The organism is Gordonia sp. SCSIO 19800, assembly GCF_018132775.1.
Lineage (GTDB): Bacteria > Actinomycetota > Actinomycetes > Mycobacteriales > Mycobacteriaceae > Gordonia > Gordonia hongkongensis.
Window position 1 is genome coordinate 49,818 of sequence record NZ_JAGRQM010000011.1, and the last position, 19,606, is coordinate 69,423.

Genomic DNA, 19,606 nt, shown 5'->3' on the forward strand with positions numbered 1-19,606 from the left:
GCCGGGTTCTCGAGAAAAGAGGAACCCACGTGTCATCGACCACGCCCACCTCGCAACCACCTGCCGCTCCGGAACCGGACGAAGCATCGGTTCCGGAGCAGTCCGGCGCCACCGGCCCGGCAGAACGACAGAAGCCGTCGTGGTGGTGGCGGCGGCGGCTCCACCGGTATTCCTGCGTCGGGTTGACGGTCGCGCTCGTCTTTCTGTGGCTGTCGGTGACGCCGTCGCTCCTGCCGCGCGGGCCGCTGTTCCAGGGCATCGTGAGCGGGGCCTCGGCCGCGGTCGGGTACGGCCTCGGTGTGCTGGTGTCCTGGCTGATCCGTTACATGATCTCCCGGGAGGAACCCTGGCCCGCGCCGATGCGCCGACTCTGGGCGGCGCTGGGCCTGGCCGCGATCGCGGGCACCGTCGTCATGCTGGTCGCGTTCCAGCGGTGGCAGGACCAGGTCCGGACGATGATGGGGGTCGACCTCCTGTCCTGGACGGCCTACCCGCAGATCCTGCTCATCGCCGTGGTGGTCTTCGCCCTGCTGATGACCATCGGGCAGGCGTGGGGCGACGGGGTGAAGTGGCTCGTCCGGAAACTCAATCGCGTGGCGCCGCCGCGTATCTCGGCCTTCGCCGCGGCGACCATCGCGATCATCATCACGGTGCTGGTCCTCAACGGCGTCGTCGCCAACTACGGTATGCAGGCGCTGAACTCGTCGTTCGCCGCGGTCAACGACGAGACGACCGCGGACTCCAGTCCGCCGACCACCCCGCAGCGCTCGGGCGGTCCGGGCTCGCTGGTGACCTGGGATTCGCTCGGGCGTCAAGGCCGGATCTTCATCTCGGTGTCGCCCACCGTGGAAGAGCTGAGCGCGTTCAACGGGTCCCCCGCCATGGAACCGATCCGCGCCTACGTCGGGCTCGGCTCGGGTACAGATCTGCGTGCCAATGCCGAACTCGCCGCAGAGGAACTCGTCCGCGCCGGCGGGTTGCAGCGCAAACTCATCGCGGTCGCCTCCACCACCGGCACCGGGTGGATCAACCAGGCGACGGTGGACTCGCTCGAGTACATGTACAACGGCGACACGGCGACGGTGAGCATGCAGTACTCGTACCTGCCGAGCTGGTTGTCGTTCCTCGTCGACAAGGAACGCGCGCGGCAGGCCGGGCAGGCGCTCTTCGAGGCGGTCTCGGAACGGGTGCGCGAGGTACCTGAGGCCCAACGCCCCAAGCTCGTCGTCTTCGGCGAGAGCCTCGGCTCGTTCGCGGCCGAGTCGGCGTTCGGGACCATCCCGGCGCTGAGCGCGCGAACCGACGGTGCGTTGTTCAGCGGACCGACCTTCAACAACAAACTGTGGGTGGACACGACCGGGTCACGCGACGACGGGACGCCGGAAGTGTTGCCCACCTACGACGACGGACGACAGGTCCGATTCATCGCCGACGCACCCGACCTCGACAAGCCGACCACCGAGTGGACGTCGCCGTCGGGTCGCGCGGTGTATCTGCAGCACGCCTCCGATCCGATCTCGTGGTGGAACCCGCGACTGATCCTCCGCGAGCCGGACTGGCTCGAGGAGGAACCCGGACGCGACGTGCTGTCGGCGATGCGGTGGATCCCGTTCGTGACCTTCTTGCAGGTCAGCGCCGACATGGCGGTGTCAGTCGGAGTCCCCGACGGCCACGGACACAACTACATGTCCGCGATCCCGGCAGCCTGGGCCAAGATCCTGCGGCCGCCGGGCTGGACCGAGGCCAAGACCGAACGTCTGATCCCCCTGCTGACGAGGGACTGATCGGCACCGCCGCCCGGTGGAGCAATTTCGGTCGGGTGGGAACGGCTTTCGCGGTTCCATACTCAGAGGGTGACCTCTACCGACCGTGACCGTCTCCGGCAGCTTCTCGACGCGGTGCTGTCCGAGGACAACACCTCGCTCGACGACATGGCCTCGGGCGCCTACGCGTCGCCGTTCCACTTCACCCGGCAGGTCCGGCGCGGTGCCGGCGAGGCACCGGTGGCCCTGCGGCGCCGCGTCCTCCTCGAACGTGCGGCGTGGCTCCTCCAGCGGGGACAGTCGGTGACCGACGTGGCCTTCGAGTCCGGGTACTCGTCCGTCGACGGCTTCTCGCGTGCTTTCAGCCGCGCCTTCGGACACAGTCCCGGCCGCATGGGTGCGGTGGGAGAGCACAGCCACTGGCTGCCGGCGCCGAACGGCATCCACTTCCACTCGCCCACTGCGCTGTACGTCGACAGCGGCTCACCCACGACCGAGGATGCGGGCAATGTGGTGATGCTCATGATTCGCCACGACCTCGACGACATCGAGGCGCTCCTCGACGCCGCGAAGGGGCTCGACGCCGCGTCGTGGACCGCGCCGCGTCTCGCGGGTAACCAGCTGCTGTCCTGGAGTGGACCGGAAGATTCTCTCGCAGAGGTCATTTCCCATCTCGTCGGCGACAAACTCCCCTGGTTGTCGACGATCGAGGGAGCCGACCTGCCGCCGGCCGCACCGACCCAACTGACCGACCTCATCGAGTTGCATCGCGACATTGCACCGCGCTGGCTCGCCCTGATCCGTGACATCGACCGACGCGGCGCGTGGCAGGACCGTGTGATCGACGCCTTGTGCGACCCACCCGAATCGTTCCTGCTCTCCCAGATCGTCGCGCACGTGTTGACGTTCTCCGCACATCGTCGGCTCGTCGCCCGCTGGATGCTGCGGGACTCCGGCGTCGACGTCACCGCCCCGACTCTCGATCCCGACCCGATCATGTGGCACCGCAAACACTCCGGAGGATTCTGATGGCATTCCGCTACTACACGGCAACGACCCTCGACGGCTTCCTCGCCGACGACCGGGACAACCTCGACTGGCTGCTCAGCCAGCCGCTCGAGGAGGGCGGGCCGATGAACTACGACGACTTCTTCCGGCAGGTCGGTGTCGCCGTGATGGGCGCGACGACCTACCGGTGGATCCTCGACCACGAGGTCTCCGACGGGAAGCCGTGGCCCTACGACATACCGACGTTCGTCTTCACCCATCAGTCACTGACGCCGGTGTCGGACACCATCTCGGTGGTCGCCGGGGGCCCCGCAGACCTCCGTGACCGTCTGGTCGACGCAGCGGGCGACCGCCACGTCTGGGTCGTGGGCGGCGGCGACCTCGCCGCGCAGTTCGCCGAAGCCGGAATGCTCGACGACGTCATCGTGTCGATCGCGCCCGTCACCTTGGGGTCGGGCCGACCACTCTTCCCGCGCGCCTACGACTTCGAGTTGCAGGACTTCGCACGCAACGGCGCGTTCCTGTGTGCGCGCTACTCGCCTGTCGGGCCGCGGTCGACTCACGCGGAGGTCTGACCAGTCATCGGGCGACGGGCCGGCCGCGTCGGGGGTCTGTCGGCGGTGGCGGGGCGTCAGCCCTCGCCGACCGAGTTCCGCATGGCGTCGGGCACCTCACCGCGAGCCCACCGCGGCAGGATGAAGATCCCCTCGGACTCGGCCGTGAGCTGGCCGTCGACCGAGATCGTCCCTGTGACGAACGTCTTCACACCCTCGACCCGATCGACGCGCGCCTCGCCGCGGATCACCCCGAGCGGCGTACCTTGCCGATACCGGACGGTGAGGGTGCCGGTCATCCCGGGCACACCCTGGAACTCCGCGGTCGAGCCCAGCAGCTGGTCGAAGACGAGCGCGAGCACGCCGCCGTGGACGAGTCCGGCCGGACCCTCGTACTGGGGACCGAGTGCGACCTCGAGCCAGCTGTACTCGGATTCGTGATGGAGCTCGACCGGCGGTGCGATCGGGTTCCGCCGCCCCAGAACGGCATTGCCCCAGGACCGTTTGGTGCCGTCGGAGTTGAATCGGATGCCGAACGGGCCCGGCAGCTGGTCCTTCCGGAGGATCTCGGTGGCGGCGGCGATGAGCCGCCTCGCCTCTGCGATGTCTGTCTCACCGACCTCGGTGCGCACCGTCGCATCGATCAAGTCCCGGACGCTGCCCGCGATCGCGGACGCGAGTTCGGTCCGGTGCGCGAGTTCCTCCGGGTCGATGTCCTCCTGGATGTATCCGCTCATGTGCCCATCTAACAGGGTCGACGCACCGCTCTCGCCCCGGCCGGTCGCCGTCGGTTGCCGTCGGCGGATCCGGACACGGCCGATTCTGACCGCCGAGTAGGCTCCCTCGCATGACAGACCACGCCTGGAACGACCGCGCCTGGACCGCGTTCGACGTCACCGTGTCCGACCACATCGCCGAAGTCACCCTCATCGGCCCGGGCAAGGGTAATGCCATGGGACCGGACTTCTGGCAGGAACTCCCGGAGCTGTTCGGGCACCTCGACACCGATCCGGAAGTGCGCGCGGTGGTGCTGACAGGGTCGGGCAAGAACTTCTCCTACGGCCTCGACCTCGTCGCGATGGGCGGGACGCTGTCGGCCGTCCTCGCCGGGGACGCGAAAGCGGCGCCGCGCACCGAATTCCTCGACTCGCTCCGCACACTCCAGGCCGGCATCACCGCGGTCGCCGACTGTCGCAAGCCGGTGGTCGCAGCCGTGTCCGGCTGGTGCATCGGTGGCGGTGTGGACCTGATCTGCGCGGCCGATGTGCGCTACGCCAGCGCCGACGCCAAGTTCAGCGTGCGTGAGGTGAAGGTCGGGATGGTCGCCGATGTGGGCACACTCGCGCGCCTGCCGTTCATCATCGGCGACGGTCACATGCGGGAGCTGGCGCTGACCGGCAAGGACATCGACGCCGCCCGCGCCGAGAAGATCGGTCTGGTCAACGACGTCGCCGACGATCAGACCGCCGTGCTCGAGCTCGCCCGCTCGACCGCCCGCGAGATCGCCGACAACCCGCCGCTCGTGGTCCACGGCATCAAGTCCGTTCTCGACCATTCGCGCAGCGCCGCCGTCCACGACAGCCTCCGCTACGTCGCCGCGTGGAACTCCGCGTTCCTGCCCAGCGAGGACCTCACCGAGGCCATCACCGCCGTCTTCGAGAAGCGCAAACCCGAGTTCAAGGGTCGCTGAGCCGGTGGGGCGGCTCTCCCGCTCCCCACGAGCAAGCGAGCCCGCCCCTGCTCCCTGAGGAGCGAGCTTGCGAGCGTCACCCCCGGCTCCCTGAGGAGCGAGCTTGCGAGCGTCACGAAGGGTCCCAGCCTCGGTCGCCAGGACCCTTCGTGACGCGCCCTCCGCAAGCTCCGGGCGCTCCTCAGGGAGCGGTGGGGTGGACGCGCCCTCCGCAAGCTCCGGGCGCTCCTCAGGGAGCGGGGGGGTGGACGCGCCCTCCGCAAGCTTCCGAGCGCTCCTCAGGTAGCCGGGGTTATGCGCTTCTTTCGCATCAGGGAGCGGGGGCTGCGCGGTTCTGACGGCTCAGGGAGCAGAGGTCGCACGGTAGACGTGCTCGGACAGCGGGTGTGCGGCGTCGAGATCGGTGAGGAGTCGGACGCCGTCGAAGGGCGGGCCGTGCGGCGGTTCCACGGACACTCCTGCGGCTCGGCGAGAGACGTTGTCGACGAACCGGTTTCGGAGTCGATCACTGGCCGACATCACACCGCCGACCCAGCTCACGCGTGCTGGCTCGCCGGCCTCGCGGCCGCTGCGTTCGAGCGCGGTCATCGCCGACGTCGCCAGTTCGTCGGCGGCGTCGTCGATGACCTGTCGTGCCACCGCATCCCCGGCCTCCGACGCGGCGTCGACCGCACGGGCGAACGCGGCGATGCGTGCGACGCGGTCGGGGTCGGCCTGCACCGACATGTACAGCTCGGCCAGCGGACCGAACTCCTCCTCGGTGGTCATGCGGAGTGCCGTCTCGGGCCCCCGGCCGTCGAAGGCGCGCAGTGCCGCGGTGATGCCCGACCGCCCGATCCAGTAGGCACTGCCGGCGTCGCCGAAGAGGTATCCCCAGCCGTCCACCCGGCAGACACCGCCCCGGCCGACCCCGAGGGTGACCACGCCTGTCCCGACCGCGGTGACCGCGCCGAACTCGTGACGATTCGCGGCCAGATACGCGGTCACCGAATCATGGGCGAGGGCAACGGAGTCGACGCCTGCGTCGCCAAGCGCGGCGAGGAGATCGATTGGGCGGGAGGCGCCGGGGGTCAGTCCCGACACGCCGGCCGCGACCACCGCCGGGCCGGGCGACCCGTCGGGACCCGACCTCACCTCCGCCATTCGTAGGATGTCCCGCACAGTTGCGGCGATCTGCTCCACGACCGGTCGGTCGGTCCGGATCGGGGGCGCGTCGTGGTCAGAACCACCGTCGGGCGTCTCGATCCGCACGCGGGTGCCGGTCTGGCCGCCGTCGATCAAGATGTGCGTCACGCTGTCACCGGTCGTCACGGACCGCAACGCTACCTCGGTGCCCATCCGCCCGGAGGGCATCGAACCGTCACGGCGTCGGCGGAGACTCGACACGGGTCCGGGGAGTCGACGTCGATTCGCCGAATCCCCGTGACACACTGGGCGCATGAAGGTGCGGCGCGGACTCGCGGTGAAGATCGGGTCGATCTCCTGGATGCCTCGCTTCCTCCCGCAGATCGTCAAGTGCGACAGCGTTCTTCAATCTGTGTCAGGACAGCGGCTGAGCCTGCTCGACATCGGTGATCTGCCGAACATCACGATCCGGGTCCCGGGCCGCAAGAGCGGTGCGATCCGTACGACGCAACTCCTGGCCGTCCCGGACGGGTCGGACTGGTTGATCGCCGGCTCCTACTTCGGCGGTCCCAAGATGCCGGCATGGGTCTTCAACCTCCGCGCTGCCGACGAGATCGAGATCATCGTCCACGGTGAGGTGTCGGAGGCGGTGCCCACCGAACTGGTCGACGCCGAGCGGGACGCGGCCTGGCAGACGCTGCGGGCGGTGTGGCCGAACTTCGATCTGTACGAGAAGCGCACCGACCGCCGCATCCCGGTGTTCCGGCTGCGACCGCGCTGACCCGACCTGGTCGGAACTCGGTGGGTCAGCCGTCGGTGACGAACTCGGGACTGCTCTCGGTGAGGTCGACATGGCCCACGAGGTACTGCTCGTCGACGGTCTCCACCCGGGGGCCGTCCGCGTCGTACTCGGGGGTGTAGGACACCCGCCAGCGCACCGGGCCGACGACGTCGACGACACCCAGACCCGACCCGTCCCGGCTGCTGTCCCCACTCGCATCCGAAACCGGAACACGTATCAGATAGCGCAGCCCGGACAGGTCTTTCGGAGCCGTCCACCGCACACTGCCGTCCACAGCGGAGCGGTACAACCGTTGGGTACAGCCCGCGACCTGCCGCCCCGCATCGGCCTGGGTCGACGCCGCACACGCGGTCAGGTGCGCCGACACCGAAGCGCTGACGGCTCCGGCGCCGGTGGCGCTCAGTTCGCCGACGACGCGGACGGACATGGGTCCTCTCGGCGTGGTCGGAGGATCGTCGTCTGCGACGCGCGCGACGAAGTCGGTGTCGCGGGAGCCCCAGCGCTGCGGTCCGGGGAACACGTGCACCGTGTCCCCTTCCTCGACCTCGCCGCCGAAGAACGTCGGTTGCACAACCCGTAGCGACTCGATCCGGACCGCGATCGCGCCGTCGACGACGGCCCAGCCGTCGGCGACCCGTACGGTCCGGATCTCGGTGTCGATGACCCGGGCACCCATCCGGTATCTCGCCCGGACGTTCTCCTCCGGCGCACCGTCGGCAGCAGACCGGACCTCGATGTCGCCCAGCGGCGCCGCGGCGCGTTGAGCCCGCAGGACGTTGTCGGACAGGAACCGGGTGTCGGGGCGCGGATCGATGACACCCAGAGCCGCGTCGGCGTCGGCATCGGCGAGCGCGTCGAGATAGGTCTGCACCGCCTCGGACGGGGTGGCTGCCCGCTCGTCCTCGCGGGCCAGCCCGACGACGAGCGCGGCGACCAGCACCACTGCCAAGACGGCCGCGACGCCGCCGAAGACGACGATCCGTCTTCGGCGGCTCACGTGCGGCGTACCCGTGGTCTGGACAGACCGATCAGGACTCCGAACCGGCCGACGGTCCGCTCGCCGCGAACGATTCGGTCAGCCGACCGGCCAACAGCTTCGCGAACTCGGCCGGGTCGTCGAGCTCACCGCCCTCGGCGATCACGGCCATGCCGTACAGCAGCTTCGCCGTCGGCACCAGTTGTTCGTGATCCCCGGCTCCGTAGGCCTTGTTCAGCGCGGCGACGAGCGGGTGATCAGGGTTGAGCTCCAGTGCCCGCTTGGACTTGGGGAATTCCTGACCGGACGCCCGGTAGAGCTTCTCCAGCTGCGGAGACATCGAGAACGTGTCACCGACCAGGCACGCCGGCGACTCGGTGAGGCGCGACGAGAGTCGCGTCTCACTGACGTCGTCGGAGAGGGTGCTCGTGAGCCACCCCAGCAGGTCGGCGTAGGTCTTGTTCTGCTCCTCCTTGGCGGAATCGTCGGCGTCCTCGTCGTCACCGTCGAGGTCGACGGCGCCCTTGGCGATCGACTGGAACGACTTGCCGTCGAACTCCGCACCCGCCGAGACCCACATCTCGTCGACGGGATCGGACAGGACGAGAACCTCGATTCCCTTGGCGCGGAACGCTTCCATGTGCGGCGAGTTCACGATCTGCTGACGCGATTCGCCGGTCATGTAGTAGATCGTGTCCTGACCGCTCTTCATCCGGCCGATGTAGTCGGCGAGTGTGGTCAGTTCGTCCTCGGAGTGGGTGGTCGCGAACGACGAGGCCTTGAGGAGCGCCTCGCGGTTGTCCGGATCGTTGACCAGACCTTCCTTGAACACCCGGCCGAAGGCATCCCAGAACGTGCGGTAGTCGTCGGGCCGGCCGGCGCGCATCTCGGTGACCGTCGAGATCACCTTCTTGGTGAGCCGGCGACGGATCGCGCGGATCTGGCGGTCCTGTTGCAGGATCTCGCGGGACACGTTCAGCGACAGGTCGGCCGCGTCGACGACACCCTTGACGAAGCGCAGGTACTCCGGCATCAGTTCGGCGCAGTCGTCCATGATGAAGACGCGCTTGACGTAGAGGTGGATGCCGACCTTGCTGTCGCGCATGAACAGGTCGAACGGTGGCTGCGTCGGGATGAACAGCAGCGCCTGGTACTCGAAGGTGCCCTCGGCCTGCAGCGTGATGGTCTCCAGCGGCGCATCCCAGGCGTGGGAGACGTGCCGGTAGAACTCCTGGTACTCCTCGTCGGTCACCTCCGAGCGCGACTTGGCCCAGAGCGCCTTCATCGAGTTGATCGTCTCGGCCTCGACGACCGTCTTCGTCTCCGGCGCTTTCTTCTCGTCCGCGTTGTCGGCGTCGGAGGCCTCGGTGTCGGGGGTCTCCACCGGAACGGTCTTCTCGACGTCCATCCGGATCGGCCACGCGATGAAGTCCGAGTACCGCTTCACGAGCTGGCGGAGCTTGGTCGGATCCGAATAGTCGTAGAGGTGATCCTCGGTGTCGACGGGCTTGAGCGCCAACGTGACCGAGGTGCCCTGCGGGGCGTCGGGGACGTCGTCGATCGTGTAGGTTCCGTCGCCGGTCGACTCCCAGCGGGTGCCGGTGCTCTCCCCCGCCTTACGGGTCACCAGCGTGACCTTGTCGGCGACCATGAACGTCGAGTAGAAGCCGATGCCGAACTGACCGATCAGTTCCTCGGCCGCCGCGTCGGACACCCCGTTCGCGCGAGCCTCCGCGAGCGACCGGCGCAACTCGGCCGTGCCCGAACGGGCCAGCGTGCCGATCAGGCCGACGACCTCGTCGCGGGTCATGCCGATGCCGTTGTCGGCCACGACGAGGGTCCGGGCCTCGGCATCGGGGTCGAGCGTGATGTGGAGGTCGGAGGTGTCGACGTCGAGGTCTTTGTCGAGCAGGGACTCCAGCCGCAGCTTGTCCAGTGCGTCGGACGCGTTGGAGATCAGCTCGCGCAGGAAGCTGTCCTTGTTGGAGTAGATCGAGTGGACCATGAGATCCAGCAGCTGCCGGGTCTCGGCCTGGAACTCGTGGACTTCGGGCTGAGCGCTCATCGCAGACCTCCATGTTCTGTTCTCGTGCACCGGACGGACGAACATCTCCGCGCCGGTGCGACACGTGTGACGGACACCGACTTTACCGAGCGGTGGTGTGGCTACCCTGGGTCGGGGACCGACTACCCCGCACGACATCCGTGCCGTGCGGGAACGATCAGGAAGCCAGGTGGATGGGCACACCCCGACTGCTGTTGGTGCACGCGCACCCCGACGACGAATCACTGTGGACCGGTGGACTCATCGCGCGTCACACCGACGCCGGCGGCGAGGTCGACCTCGTGATGTGTACCTGGACCGACGGCACCGTCCGGCACCGCGAACTCGCCGACGCGGTCGACATCCTCGGCATGCCGCGACCACCGATCATGCTCGGCTATGCCGACGACCGGCGACCAGAATCCGCACCCGATGCGCAGCGGCTGTGCGAGGCGTCGTTCGACGAACAGGTCCGTGCGCTCACCCACCACATCCGGGCACTGCAACCCGACATCGTCATCACCTACGACCCGCTGGGTATCTACGGTCACCCCGACCACGTCCACGCGCACCGGCTCGCGTGCGCCGCGGCCGACGCGGCGGCGTCGACGAAGCTCTACCACCGCGCCGGGCCGGCCTGGCGCGTGCGTTCGCTGTACTTCGCCACCATCCCGGAGTGGATGATGGACATCCTCGCGGAGAGCCTGTTCGCGGACATCCCCCGGGAGCAGCTACCCGGCACCCCGGAGTCCGAGATCGACGTGGTCGTCGACGTGTCGGATCTCGCGGCCCGCAAGAGGGCCGCCGTCACCGCCCACCGTTCCGAGATCGATCGCAGCCGGGCCATCTCCGGCTTCATGTCGCTGCCCGACGACATCCAGGAGAAGCTGCTCGGCGTCGAGTGCTATCAGCGCCGCGACCTCGTCCCCGGTGGTTGCGACCTGATCTAGGAGCGGTCGAACGGCGTCACCGCCGATCGCAGACCGCTGGCCCGCTGCACGCGGCGGTCGACCGCCGCGGCCAGCACCTCGGGTGTCCCGACGATCCGCACGTGGTCGCGGGCGCGGGTGATGGCGGTGTACAGCAACTCCCGGGTGAGCAATTCTGAGCCCGTGGGCGGGAGGATCACCGTGACCTGCCGGAACTGGCTGCCCTGGCTGCGGTGGATGGTCATCGCGTGGACCGACACGACGTCGGCGAGCTGCGTCGGGTGCAGGAGTCGCACCGATCCGCCGCGACGGAAGGCGACCCGGACTGCGTCGGCCCCCTGCGTCCGGCCCTCGGGATCGGCGATCACCACGCCCGTGTCGCCGTTGAACGTCGCCGTCTGGCGGTCGTTGGCGGTGACCAGGATGGGCTGTCCCGCATACCATCCGGCTAGCTCGGCGCCGGCGGTGCCCAGCCACTCGGTGATCCTGGCCGACCAGCCACGGACACCCCATGAGCCCTCCCGGTGCGCGCACAGCACCCGGTGGGCGTCGAGCGCGTCGAGCGCCCCGTCGGCATCGGCACGACGGGCCGCTGCCCGCAGCGCCCGGCCCCATTCGACGAGATCGGCACGGACGGCATCGAGGTCGTCGGGCGCGACGAGTTCGACGTTCGGGACGTCGTCCGCGGCGACCAGTCTCAGGACTTCGTCTGCGTCACCGGCGTTCACGGCCGCCGCGACCCGCGAGATGCCGCCGCCGAAACGGAATTGGCGCCGCAGGGTGATGACGCCACCGGCGAGATGATCGGTGTCCTCGGGTTCCAGTTCATGATCGGCATCCCCGCCCACCGCCTCGAGCGCGGCCTGTGATACCGCCGTCATGGTTCCCAAATCTCCCTGCACTCCAGCGACATCCGCCCGTTCGACGAGATCCGCGAGCACCGCTCCGGCCTCGACTGACGCGAGCTGGTGCGGGTCACCGACGAAGATCACCCGTGCATCCGGACGGACTGCGTCGAGCAGACGGCTCATCGCGGTCATCGACAGCATCGAGGTCTCGTCGACGACGATGACGTCGTGCGGCAGTGTCCGCCCGCGGCCGTACCTCGGGTTGGCACCCGGGCGCCAGCCGAGCAACGAGTGGAGCGTGACGGCGTGCGCCGTGACGGGAACCGTCGACTCCGCTTCCACCGAGGCCTGCAGCTGAGCCGCCGCCCGGCCCGTCGGCGCGCACAGTCCGATACGGAGGCCGGGTCCCTGCAGGGCGTCCAGTACCGCGAGAATGCGTGCGACCGTGTAGGTCTTGCCGGTGCCGGGACCGCCCGCCAGGACGGTGGTCCAGCGGGTCGCGGCGACCACTGCCGCCAGCTTCTGCAGGTGCCCGTCCTCGGGCGAGGTGTAGACGGCGGCTATCGCAGCGCGCAGCGCATCGGCTTCGACCACGGGTGTCGTCTGTGCGCGGCGGGCAAGCGTCTCGCGGATCGTCTGTTCCTGCCGAAAGTACTTCTGGAGGTACACCAGCGGCCCATCGATGGACCGTCGCACCACCAACGGACGCAACGGACCCGCCTCGCTGCCGGCGACGAGCGGGCTCTCGAGCAGTGCGTCGAGCACCGCATCGGACGACGGGATGGTGAGGTCGGCGGTGTCGTCGCCGGCCAGCTCGCCCAAACGGTCCAGCGCGAGGCACGTCGAACCGAGCCGCACCGCACGGACCGCCAGCGCGGCGCCGAGACGCGCGATCTCGGACACCGGCTCGGCGCACATCGTCACGAGACGGTCGGTGATGTGCACGTCCGCGGCGGCGAGGACTCCGGCCGCGTTCCACTCGGCGAGCACACCGGTGGCCCACTCCACCACCTGGACGTCGGACACGGTCATCGGGACGCACCCGCCAGTGCATCGGACAATGCGAGGATCAGGTCTGCGGGCAGATCCCACTCGAACACGCCGCAACCGGGCGGCGTGCCCGGCCCGGCCATGCCGCGCACGAAGTGGTACTGCACCGGGCCGAGATGCCGGACCGGATCGTAGCCGACGACGCGCCAGCGCAGATACCTGTGCAGCGCAACCGAATACAGCATCGCCTGCAGCGGATAGTGGGCGGCGATCATCTCGCCTGCCATGGCCGCGGTGTCGAAGTCCTCGACGACCAGGTCCCCCGCCCGGATGCGGTTGGTCTTGTAGTCGACGACCACGTAGCGGCCGTCCGGGGTGCGCAGCACCGAGTCGATGCTGCCCGTCAGGAAGCCGCGCAGTTCACGATCGGGGAGCTCGCGGAGGTGATCGACGTAGTCACGCAACGGATCGTCGTCGGGCAGATACCGGTCCAGCAGTTCGGCCAACACCCCCGGCGTCGCCCCACGGGCGCCGGGGGCGCGATCCGGCGGCCCCAGCGGGAGCTCGAAGTCGAGCTCGGCGAGGCGATCTCCCGGCTCGACGCCCCAGAGATCGCCGAAACCGAGTGGCGTGGTGAGGACGCCGACGAGCGCGGCGACCAGTACGTCGGCGTCGATGTCGGCCGGCAGGACCCCGAGTGCGCGCGAACACAATTCGCGCACATGGGTCTCGATGTCGGGCGCCGAGGTGTCGACGTATTCGAGGACCTCGTGCACCAGGGTGCCGAACGCCGCACCGTAGGGCAGCCCGTTCATCAGCGACGGCGACCCCGCTCGGTGCCCCTCTGCGGGCGGCTCGTCGTGCTCGACCGGGTCGGCGGCCGGCTCGTCACCCAGGATGTCGTCGGCCGGTTCGCTGCCGGTGGTGACGGCAGAACCGGCGGAGCCCCCGGGTGCGCCGTGCGCGACGTCGGCGACGATGGCCGAGTACGACGTACGACGCCATTCCTGATCGATGGCGCGCCGGAACCGCGCGACCCCGAGGGTCGCCGTCTCGACATCGGCGTGCGGCGGGGCCGCCACCGCACCGGCCTCGATCCGGCCGGCGGGCTCGACCGAGATCGCGGCATCGCGCCCGGTCAGGGTGCGCAGGACGCCGACGCACGTGGCGTCGTCGTCGGGTATGGGGACGTCGGGGGCGACCGACCACACCGATTCGCCGGTCTCGGAAGGGATTCGGGTCGCGGTGTCGCGCCCGAAGATCAGCCGGTGCAGCGGCCCGCTCGTGGTGTTCATCGACGGCGCCCACCACGCCACGACCTGCGATTGCGCCCGTGTCAGCGCGACGTAGAGCAACCGGAGGTCTTCACCGGCCGTCTCCTCGGCGTACCGCTTGCGCCGCGCCGCGCGGCCGGGCGCCTGTCCGCCACCGACGTCGAGGCGCCGGGTACCCGACTCGTCGTGGTAGGTGATGTTGCCGCGGTCGCCGATCCACGTCCCGTCCCAGCCGTAGGGCACGTAGACGATCGGGAACTGCAGGCCCTTGCTGGCATGCACGGTCATGATCTGGACGGCCTGGGTGTCGCGGTCGAGGCGTCGACTCTGGTCTTCGTATCGCTGGCGCGCGGACGTGTCGGCGATCCGCTCGGCCAGCCACTCGACGAGGCCGCTGACTCCTGCCGAGGTCTCGACCACGTGCTTGTTGCAGAGCGCGGACACCTGCAGGAGATCGGTGAGGATGCGTTCACCGTTCTCGGTGGCCAGGACGCGCGCGGCGACACCGTGCGAGTCGAGCAGGCGCTGCGCCATCGCCGCGAACCCGCCCTGCACGAACACCCGTCCCAGCGAGGCCAGTTCGGCCCCGAGCTCGGCGACCTCTGGTTCGCCTGCGGTGGCCACCTTTTCGATCGACCAGCCGAGCAGGGTCGTGAGCGCCGCCAACCGCACGCGGTCCGCGCGGGAGGGTTGTTCGACGGCACGCATCACCCACAGCCAGTGCTGGGCCGCGGTCGTGGAGAACACGTTGACCCCCGACCCGATGACCGAGTTGATGCCGCGCTCGGCGAGCTCCCGCTGGAGCGGTTCGATGGTGCTGTTGAGCCGCACCAGGATCGCGATGTCGCCCGGATCCACCGGGCGGGAGGTTCCGCCGGCCTCGAGTCGAGCGCCCTGGGCGAGGGTCTGCGCGATGTCGTCGGCGACATCGACCGCGATCCGGTCGCGGACGTCCTTCACCGCGGGCAGGTTGTAGGCGTTGCGGGACGTGAAATCGTTGCGCAGGAAGGCGCGGATGCGCAGCGGCGGACGACCGTCGAGTCGGCTGCCCGGGTGTGCCGCCGAGACCGGATGCACCACGATGCCCGGATGCCCCAGCGCCGCCTCGCCGTACAGATGTCCGAGGGCGTCGACGAGGGCGCCGTCGGATCGCCGGTTCACGTCGAGCGCCTGCAAGGTGTCGGCCGAGGACACCGCGGCGAGGTAGCTCAGGACCTCGGCACCGCGGAACCCGTAGATCGACTGTTTGGGGTCGCCGACGAGGATGAGTCGGCGATGGCCGTGGAAACACCGGCGCAGGATGTCCCACTGCAACGGGTCCGTGTCCTGGAACTCGTCGACCAGGACCACGGTGAAGGTGTTGCGGATACGTTCGCACGCGCGCTCGCCGACCACCGGGTCGGTCACGATGCGTTGCAGGATGGCCTGCAGGTCGTCGTAGGTCCGTACGCGCGCATCACGTTTGCGCGCCTCGACGATGCGGCGGACCGCGGACGCGAAACTCACCCGACGGGCGGCCACCGCATCGCCACCCGGCCCGTCGGTCGACTCGGAGGTGTCCGGCGCCAGTGCGACCGACGCCTGGCGTACCGCGTCGCGGGCGATCGACTGCGCCTCGGTGAAGTCGAATTCCGGTGTGTCGCTTGCCCAGAAACCGCGCAGGTAGAGGTCCAGCGCCACCTCTTCGGTGAGTTCGTCGACCTCTTCGACGATCGAGTAGACCAGTTCACGCTCACCCAGGAAGCCCAGCGCCTCCAGCATGCGGTTGCAGAACGTGTGGGTGGTCGCGATCGTCGACGCGTCGAAGTCGCTCAGAGCGCGGGCGAGATTGCGACGACGGGTGGCGACCTCGTCCGGTGATCCCTGCGCCAGCATCTGCAGCAGCGCGTCGTGGCCGGGGGCGGCACCGGGACGGTCGAGTCCGTCCAGCAACTCGCGCACGCGGTCTCGCATGCGTTCACGCAGCTCGGCGGTCGCGGCCCGGCTGAAGGTCACCAGCAGCATCTCCGAGATCGGGACTCCCTCGGCGATGTGCCGGGCGGCGAGTCCGACGATGGCGTAGGTCTTCCCGGTTCCGGCGCTCGCCTCCAGGACCGTGGTGTGATCCGGCAGGTCGGCGGTGACGTCGAAGGTGGCCGGCCGTCTCACGTGCCCTCCCGGTGCTCATCGAGTGGCACCCACACGGTTCGCGCCAGCCCGGCGAACAACGGTTCGTCGTCACCCATGGGCAGTTCGACACCGCCGACGGTGCGATGGTCGGGCGTCGCGCTGTCGAGGAGGTCGTCGAAATCGACCTCGGCCAGCACGTCCCCGCCGAATGCGAGCTTCACATATGGGTCGTGCGCGGCACCGAATCTGTCGTCGAAGTTCCGGCGGGCGTTGGCGAGCGAGAACGTGCTGCGCCGGCCGGGCCCGTCGTTCTCGACGAACGTGTACGCGGGTTCCAGCGGCAGCGGCAGCGGACGACGAAGACCCTCGTCACGTAGCCGGACGAGGTCGTGAAGCAACGGAACCGGATCCGCGGGGCGCCGGAGTGTGATGGTGCTGGTCCCGCCGCCTCGCGGGGCCCGCCCGATCAGGACCGCCGAGTCCACCGACCGCGCCGCGGCATTGCCCTGGGTCGCGGCGGCGGCCACCGCGAGAAGCGTGATCCAGCCGCTGAGTTGCTGTTTGGCCTTGAGCTTGGAGTACGTCGGCCGCACCAACGCGGCCGGCACGGTGTCGCCGAACACGTCACCGACCGTTCCGTGCACCCGGCGGCCGTCGGGTAGTCGGACCAGGACGTCGAGGGTCGTGGGAGTCCCTGTGCGCAACGGCTCGACGACGCCGTATAGCCGCGTGACCGTCCGCGAGATCGCGCGGAGCTCACGGGTGCCGAAGGCGAACGGCGGCAGTGTCCCGCGCCGGAGCTCGGCCGCCTCGCACTCCCCGATGGACACCCCGGTCAGCATCCGGGAGAGGAATCGGTCGCCGATCCCCCACTTGTCCAGTGGTTCCAGTTCGACATCGAGTTGGTCGTCGTGTGGCCGGTCGTCGTCGGGGATGCGGGCACCGAGGCGCTGGCGGACGAACGCCACGATCGGGTCCACGTGGAAGTCGATGAGGGTCGCGAGGTCGATGTCCTCGGTGTCGGGGGTCCGTTCCGGCGCGGGCAGCACCTCGGCAGCGGCGACCACCACGCGCCGCGTCGGCTCGCGTAAGGCCTCGGCTCCGCGAAGCATCGACGCGTCGTGGCTGAACGGCCCCGCGATTCCCGGCACGCCACCGGGGGTGAAGTTCCGCGCGTCGAACCCGTGCAGCGAATGCCGGCGAACGGGACTCACGCCGGTCAGACCGGTGAGCGTGTCGACCAGTTCGCTCACGACCACAGCGGGCGGGATCCGCCGGCCGGAGACGGGGTCGGCGCCACTGTAGAAGACGAGGAGGGCATCTTGCGCGGCGCAGATCGCGTCGAGGAAACACTGCCGGTCCTCGTCCCGCGGATTGCGTTCGCCCACCAGCGGATCGACGCCGAGTACGTCATCCCCGTCGATCCGCTGGACACGCGGGAACACCTCGGCGTCGATCCCGAGCAGCACGATCACCCGGTGCGGCACCGAGCGCATCGGCACCATCGTGCACACCGTCAGTTCTCCGGTGCGGAAGTTCGAGCGCGTCGGCCGGCCGGCGACCAGCGCCGATAGGAGGTCCCGCACGTCCGCCAGACGCAGCACCTCCTCCGGCTCGACCGGTCGGGTGTCCCCGAAGGCCTCGCTGAGCATCCGGATTGCCTGTGCGCGTTGCCAATCCTCGGCGGGCTCGGTCGCCGTCAGCGACGAGACGGCGTCGATGAGCGTCTCCGCCCATCGGTGCGCGGGAGCGGCTTCCCGCAGTTCGGCCAGCACCCGACCGAGTCGGTCGAGGAACTCGTCGAACCTACCGACGAGATCGATGCCGGTGCTCTCCACTCCGGCGAGCGGCAGTGCAGTACCGAGCCATTCGTCGTCGGCCTCCTCGGCGACGACGCCGAGGGCGATGCGGTCCAGGCCGGCGTCGAAGGTGCCCTGGCGGAACCGTTCGAGACCGTAGCGGGCGCGTTCGGCGACGCCTATCCCCCACCGGACGTTGCTGTGCGCCAGCCATTCCCGGATCAGATCCAGGTCGTCGTCGGTCATCGCGAACCGGGTTCGTACCGGCGGGGCGCCGAGGAGGTCGACGACGTCACCGGCGGTCACCCGGCCCGCGGCCAGCTCCACGACTCCGACGATCACGTCGAGGATCGGGTTCACATGGCGAATTCCACGGTCGGCGAGCCGAACTCGCAGATCGAACGCCGGATGCGGCAGTCCCGCTTGTCCGAATGCGCCACGGATCAGGGGTGCGTAGGTCTCGACGTCCGGGCACATGATGAGGACATCGCGCGGCTGCAGCTCGGGATCGGCGGCGAACAGATGCAGCAACCGATCCCGCAGGACCTCGATCTGCCGCTCGGGCCCGTGACACGCGTGCACCTCTACGGACGGGTCCGCGGAGACGGTCGGGTCCGACGTGTCGGTCTGGTCCGACGTGTCGGTGAGGCCGGGCGCGGGAGCCAGGTCGTCGCGGATCCCCGACTGGACGACGTGCAGCGCGGTGTCGCCCAGCACCGACTCCCGCGGCACATGGTGCAGGTCCCGATCGACGATCGGAGCGAGCCGCAACTGGAGTTCCTGCAGATCACGGGAGAGACCGGCGAGCAGGGGGTTTCGCAGTTCGGGGAGCTCGCACTCCCCGCGTCGAGGTGGGACCCCGTTGCCGGAGTCGGGGTCGACGAGGGCACCGAGGTCCGCCCACAGCCGCGGACTCGGGTGGGGCACGAACAGGTGGACATCGTGGTGGACGGCTGCGGCCGCGGCGATCTGACGGAACGACTCGGTGATCCGCGTCGGCCCGAAGACCGACAGTCGTTCCGGCAATCCCCCCGCCGCGGGGTCGGTGCGCAGCCGATCGCAGACCGCGGCGAGATCCTCCGCGGGATGCGGCCGGCCGATCTCGGCGCGGACCGCACGCCAGAACCCGGGCTGCCACGCCAGGTCGTCCCGCAGGGGGCGGCCGGCACCGTCGAGATCGTGGCCGGCGGCCCAGTCGGCGATCAGCGACGGACGCGACCGCCCGTACCGGTCGAACAACTCGGCCAGATGGCGTGCGGTGGCGTAGCGGCGCCCGATCCGGGGCGAGGAGGTGTCGCCCGCGCCGATGTGCCGCGCGATCACGTCGAGCGCGGGGTCGTCGACGCGGTCGTCGAGGACACGCAGCACCGGCCACGTCAGTTCGGCCGCGCGCCACGGATCGTCCGACGCCGTCAGCGAGCCCGAGGTGTTCAGACGCGTGTCACCGAGCACCGCCGCGACGATGGCGTCAGCCAGGCGGGGCGGTCCGGTGAAATCGATGTTGGCCGCGATCCCGTCGTCGCCAGCCCCTGCCCCCAGGCGTCGGGCCAGATGCTGGGCGAGCCACCGCTCGACTCCCGCGGCGGGAACCGACACGATCTCCGGGCGCATCGGGTCGCCCAGCGGGTGCGCGAGGACCTCGGCCAGCGCATCGGCCAGCGTGTCGGTGCGTTCGGCGCGGTGCAGGATGAGCAT

The 19,606-nt window shown here is 69.5% G+C and carries 13 protein-coding genes; 6 read left to right on the forward strand and 7 right to left on the reverse strand.

From position 1 onward, the window contains the following. Positions 1-29: 29 nt before the first annotated feature. The 3 genes from KB201_RS14210 to KB201_RS14220 all read left to right on the forward strand — a co-directional run bounded on the left by KB201_RS14210 (position 30) and on the right by KB201_RS14220 (position 3,346). The gene (locus tag KB201_RS14210) at positions 30-1,784 is read left to right on the forward strand and encodes an alpha/beta-hydrolase family protein (RefSeq protein ID WP_211539510.1); all 1,755 of its coding nucleotides are present in this window, start codon (positions 30-32) and stop codon (positions 1,782-1,784) included. A gap of 69 nt (positions 1,785-1,853) precedes the next feature. Beyond that, positions 1,854-2,792: an AraC family transcriptional regulator gene (locus KB201_RS14215; RefSeq protein WP_211539511.1), complete on the forward strand. Its 939-nt coding sequence runs from the start codon at positions 1,854-1,856 to the stop codon at positions 2,790-2,792. Then, complete coding sequence (locus KB201_RS14220; RefSeq protein WP_211539512.1) at positions 2,792-3,346, forward strand: dihydrofolate reductase family protein; 555 nt, start codon at positions 2,792-2,794, stop codon at positions 3,344-3,346. Before KB201_RS14215 ends, KB201_RS14220 begins: the two co-directional genes overlap by 1 nt. A gap of 56 nt (positions 3,347-3,402) precedes the next feature. Here KB201_RS14220 and KB201_RS14225 read toward each other — a convergent pair whose 3' ends face one another. Next, positions 3,403-4,062 (reverse strand): PaaI family thioesterase, encoded by a 660-nt coding sequence (locus KB201_RS14225; protein WP_211539513.1) that lies wholly within the window; start codon positions 4,060-4,062, stop codon positions 3,403-3,405. A gap of 110 nt (positions 4,063-4,172) precedes the next feature. On the opposite strand from KB201_RS14225, the gene KB201_RS14230 reads away from it, so the two are divergent. Continuing rightward, positions 4,173-5,015, forward strand: a complete 843-nt coding sequence (locus KB201_RS14230) for a crotonase/enoyl-CoA hydratase family protein (RefSeq protein ID WP_058253511.1) — start codon at positions 4,173-4,175, stop codon at positions 5,013-5,015. 342 nt (positions 5,016-5,357) lie between these two features. Here KB201_RS14230 and KB201_RS14235 read toward each other — a convergent pair whose 3' ends face one another. Further along, positions 5,358-6,353 carry an N-acetylglucosamine kinase gene (locus tag KB201_RS14235; protein WP_159370917.1) on the reverse strand — a complete coding sequence of 332 codons (996 nt, stop codon included), beginning with the start codon at positions 6,351-6,353 and terminating at the stop codon, positions 5,358-5,360. Between the two features lie 100 nt (positions 6,354-6,453). Between KB201_RS14235 and KB201_RS14240 the strand changes: the two genes are divergently transcribed. Next, positions 6,454-6,921, forward strand: a complete 468-nt coding sequence (locus tag KB201_RS14240; RefSeq protein WP_159370918.1) for a nitroreductase family deazaflavin-dependent oxidoreductase — start codon at positions 6,454-6,456, stop codon at positions 6,919-6,921. Positions 6,922-6,946: 25 nt separating this feature from the next. Here KB201_RS14240 and KB201_RS14245 read toward each other — a convergent pair whose 3' ends face one another. Together KB201_RS14245 and htpG are read right to left on the reverse strand one after the other, a co-directional pair. Next, on the reverse strand, positions 6,947-7,939 hold the full coding sequence (locus tag KB201_RS14245; RefSeq protein WP_159370919.1) for a hypothetical protein: 993 nt from the start codon (positions 7,937-7,939) through the stop codon (positions 6,947-6,949). Between the two features lie 31 nt (positions 7,940-7,970). Then, positions 7,971-9,983 carry a molecular chaperone HtpG gene (gene htpG / locus KB201_RS14250; protein ID WP_159370920.1) on the reverse strand — a complete coding sequence of 671 codons (2,013 nt, stop codon included), beginning with the start codon at positions 9,981-9,983 and terminating at the stop codon, positions 7,971-7,973. Positions 9,984-10,156: 173 nt separating this feature from the next. Between htpG and KB201_RS14255 the strand changes: the two genes are divergently transcribed. Next, the gene (locus KB201_RS14255) at positions 10,157-10,912 is read left to right on the forward strand and encodes a PIG-L family deacetylase (RefSeq protein WP_058253209.1); all 756 of its coding nucleotides are present in this window, start codon (positions 10,157-10,159) and stop codon (positions 10,910-10,912) included. Here the strand turns inward: KB201_RS14255 and recD are convergent. Genes recD through recC form a run of 3 tightly spaced genes read right to left on the reverse strand, consistent with a single transcriptional unit; the run spans position 10,909 to position 19,606 of the window. Next, the gene (recD, locus tag KB201_RS14260) at positions 10,909-12,771 is read right to left on the reverse strand and encodes an exodeoxyribonuclease V subunit alpha (protein WP_211539514.1); all 1,863 of its coding nucleotides are present in this window, start codon (positions 12,769-12,771) and stop codon (positions 10,909-10,911) included. The two genes, KB201_RS14255 and recD, sit on opposite strands and share 4 nt — an antisense overlap. Next, complete coding sequence (locus tag KB201_RS14265; protein WP_211539515.1) at positions 12,768-16,151, reverse strand: UvrD-helicase domain-containing protein; 3,384 nt, start codon at positions 16,149-16,151, stop codon at positions 12,768-12,770. The genes recD and KB201_RS14265 overlap by 4 nt, the downstream gene beginning before the upstream one ends. Beyond that, a complete protein-coding gene (gene recC / locus KB201_RS14270; protein WP_211539516.1) occupies positions 16,148-19,606 on the reverse strand; it encodes an exodeoxyribonuclease V subunit gamma in 3,459 nt (1,152 codons plus the stop codon). The genes KB201_RS14265 and recC overlap by 4 nt, the downstream gene beginning before the upstream one ends.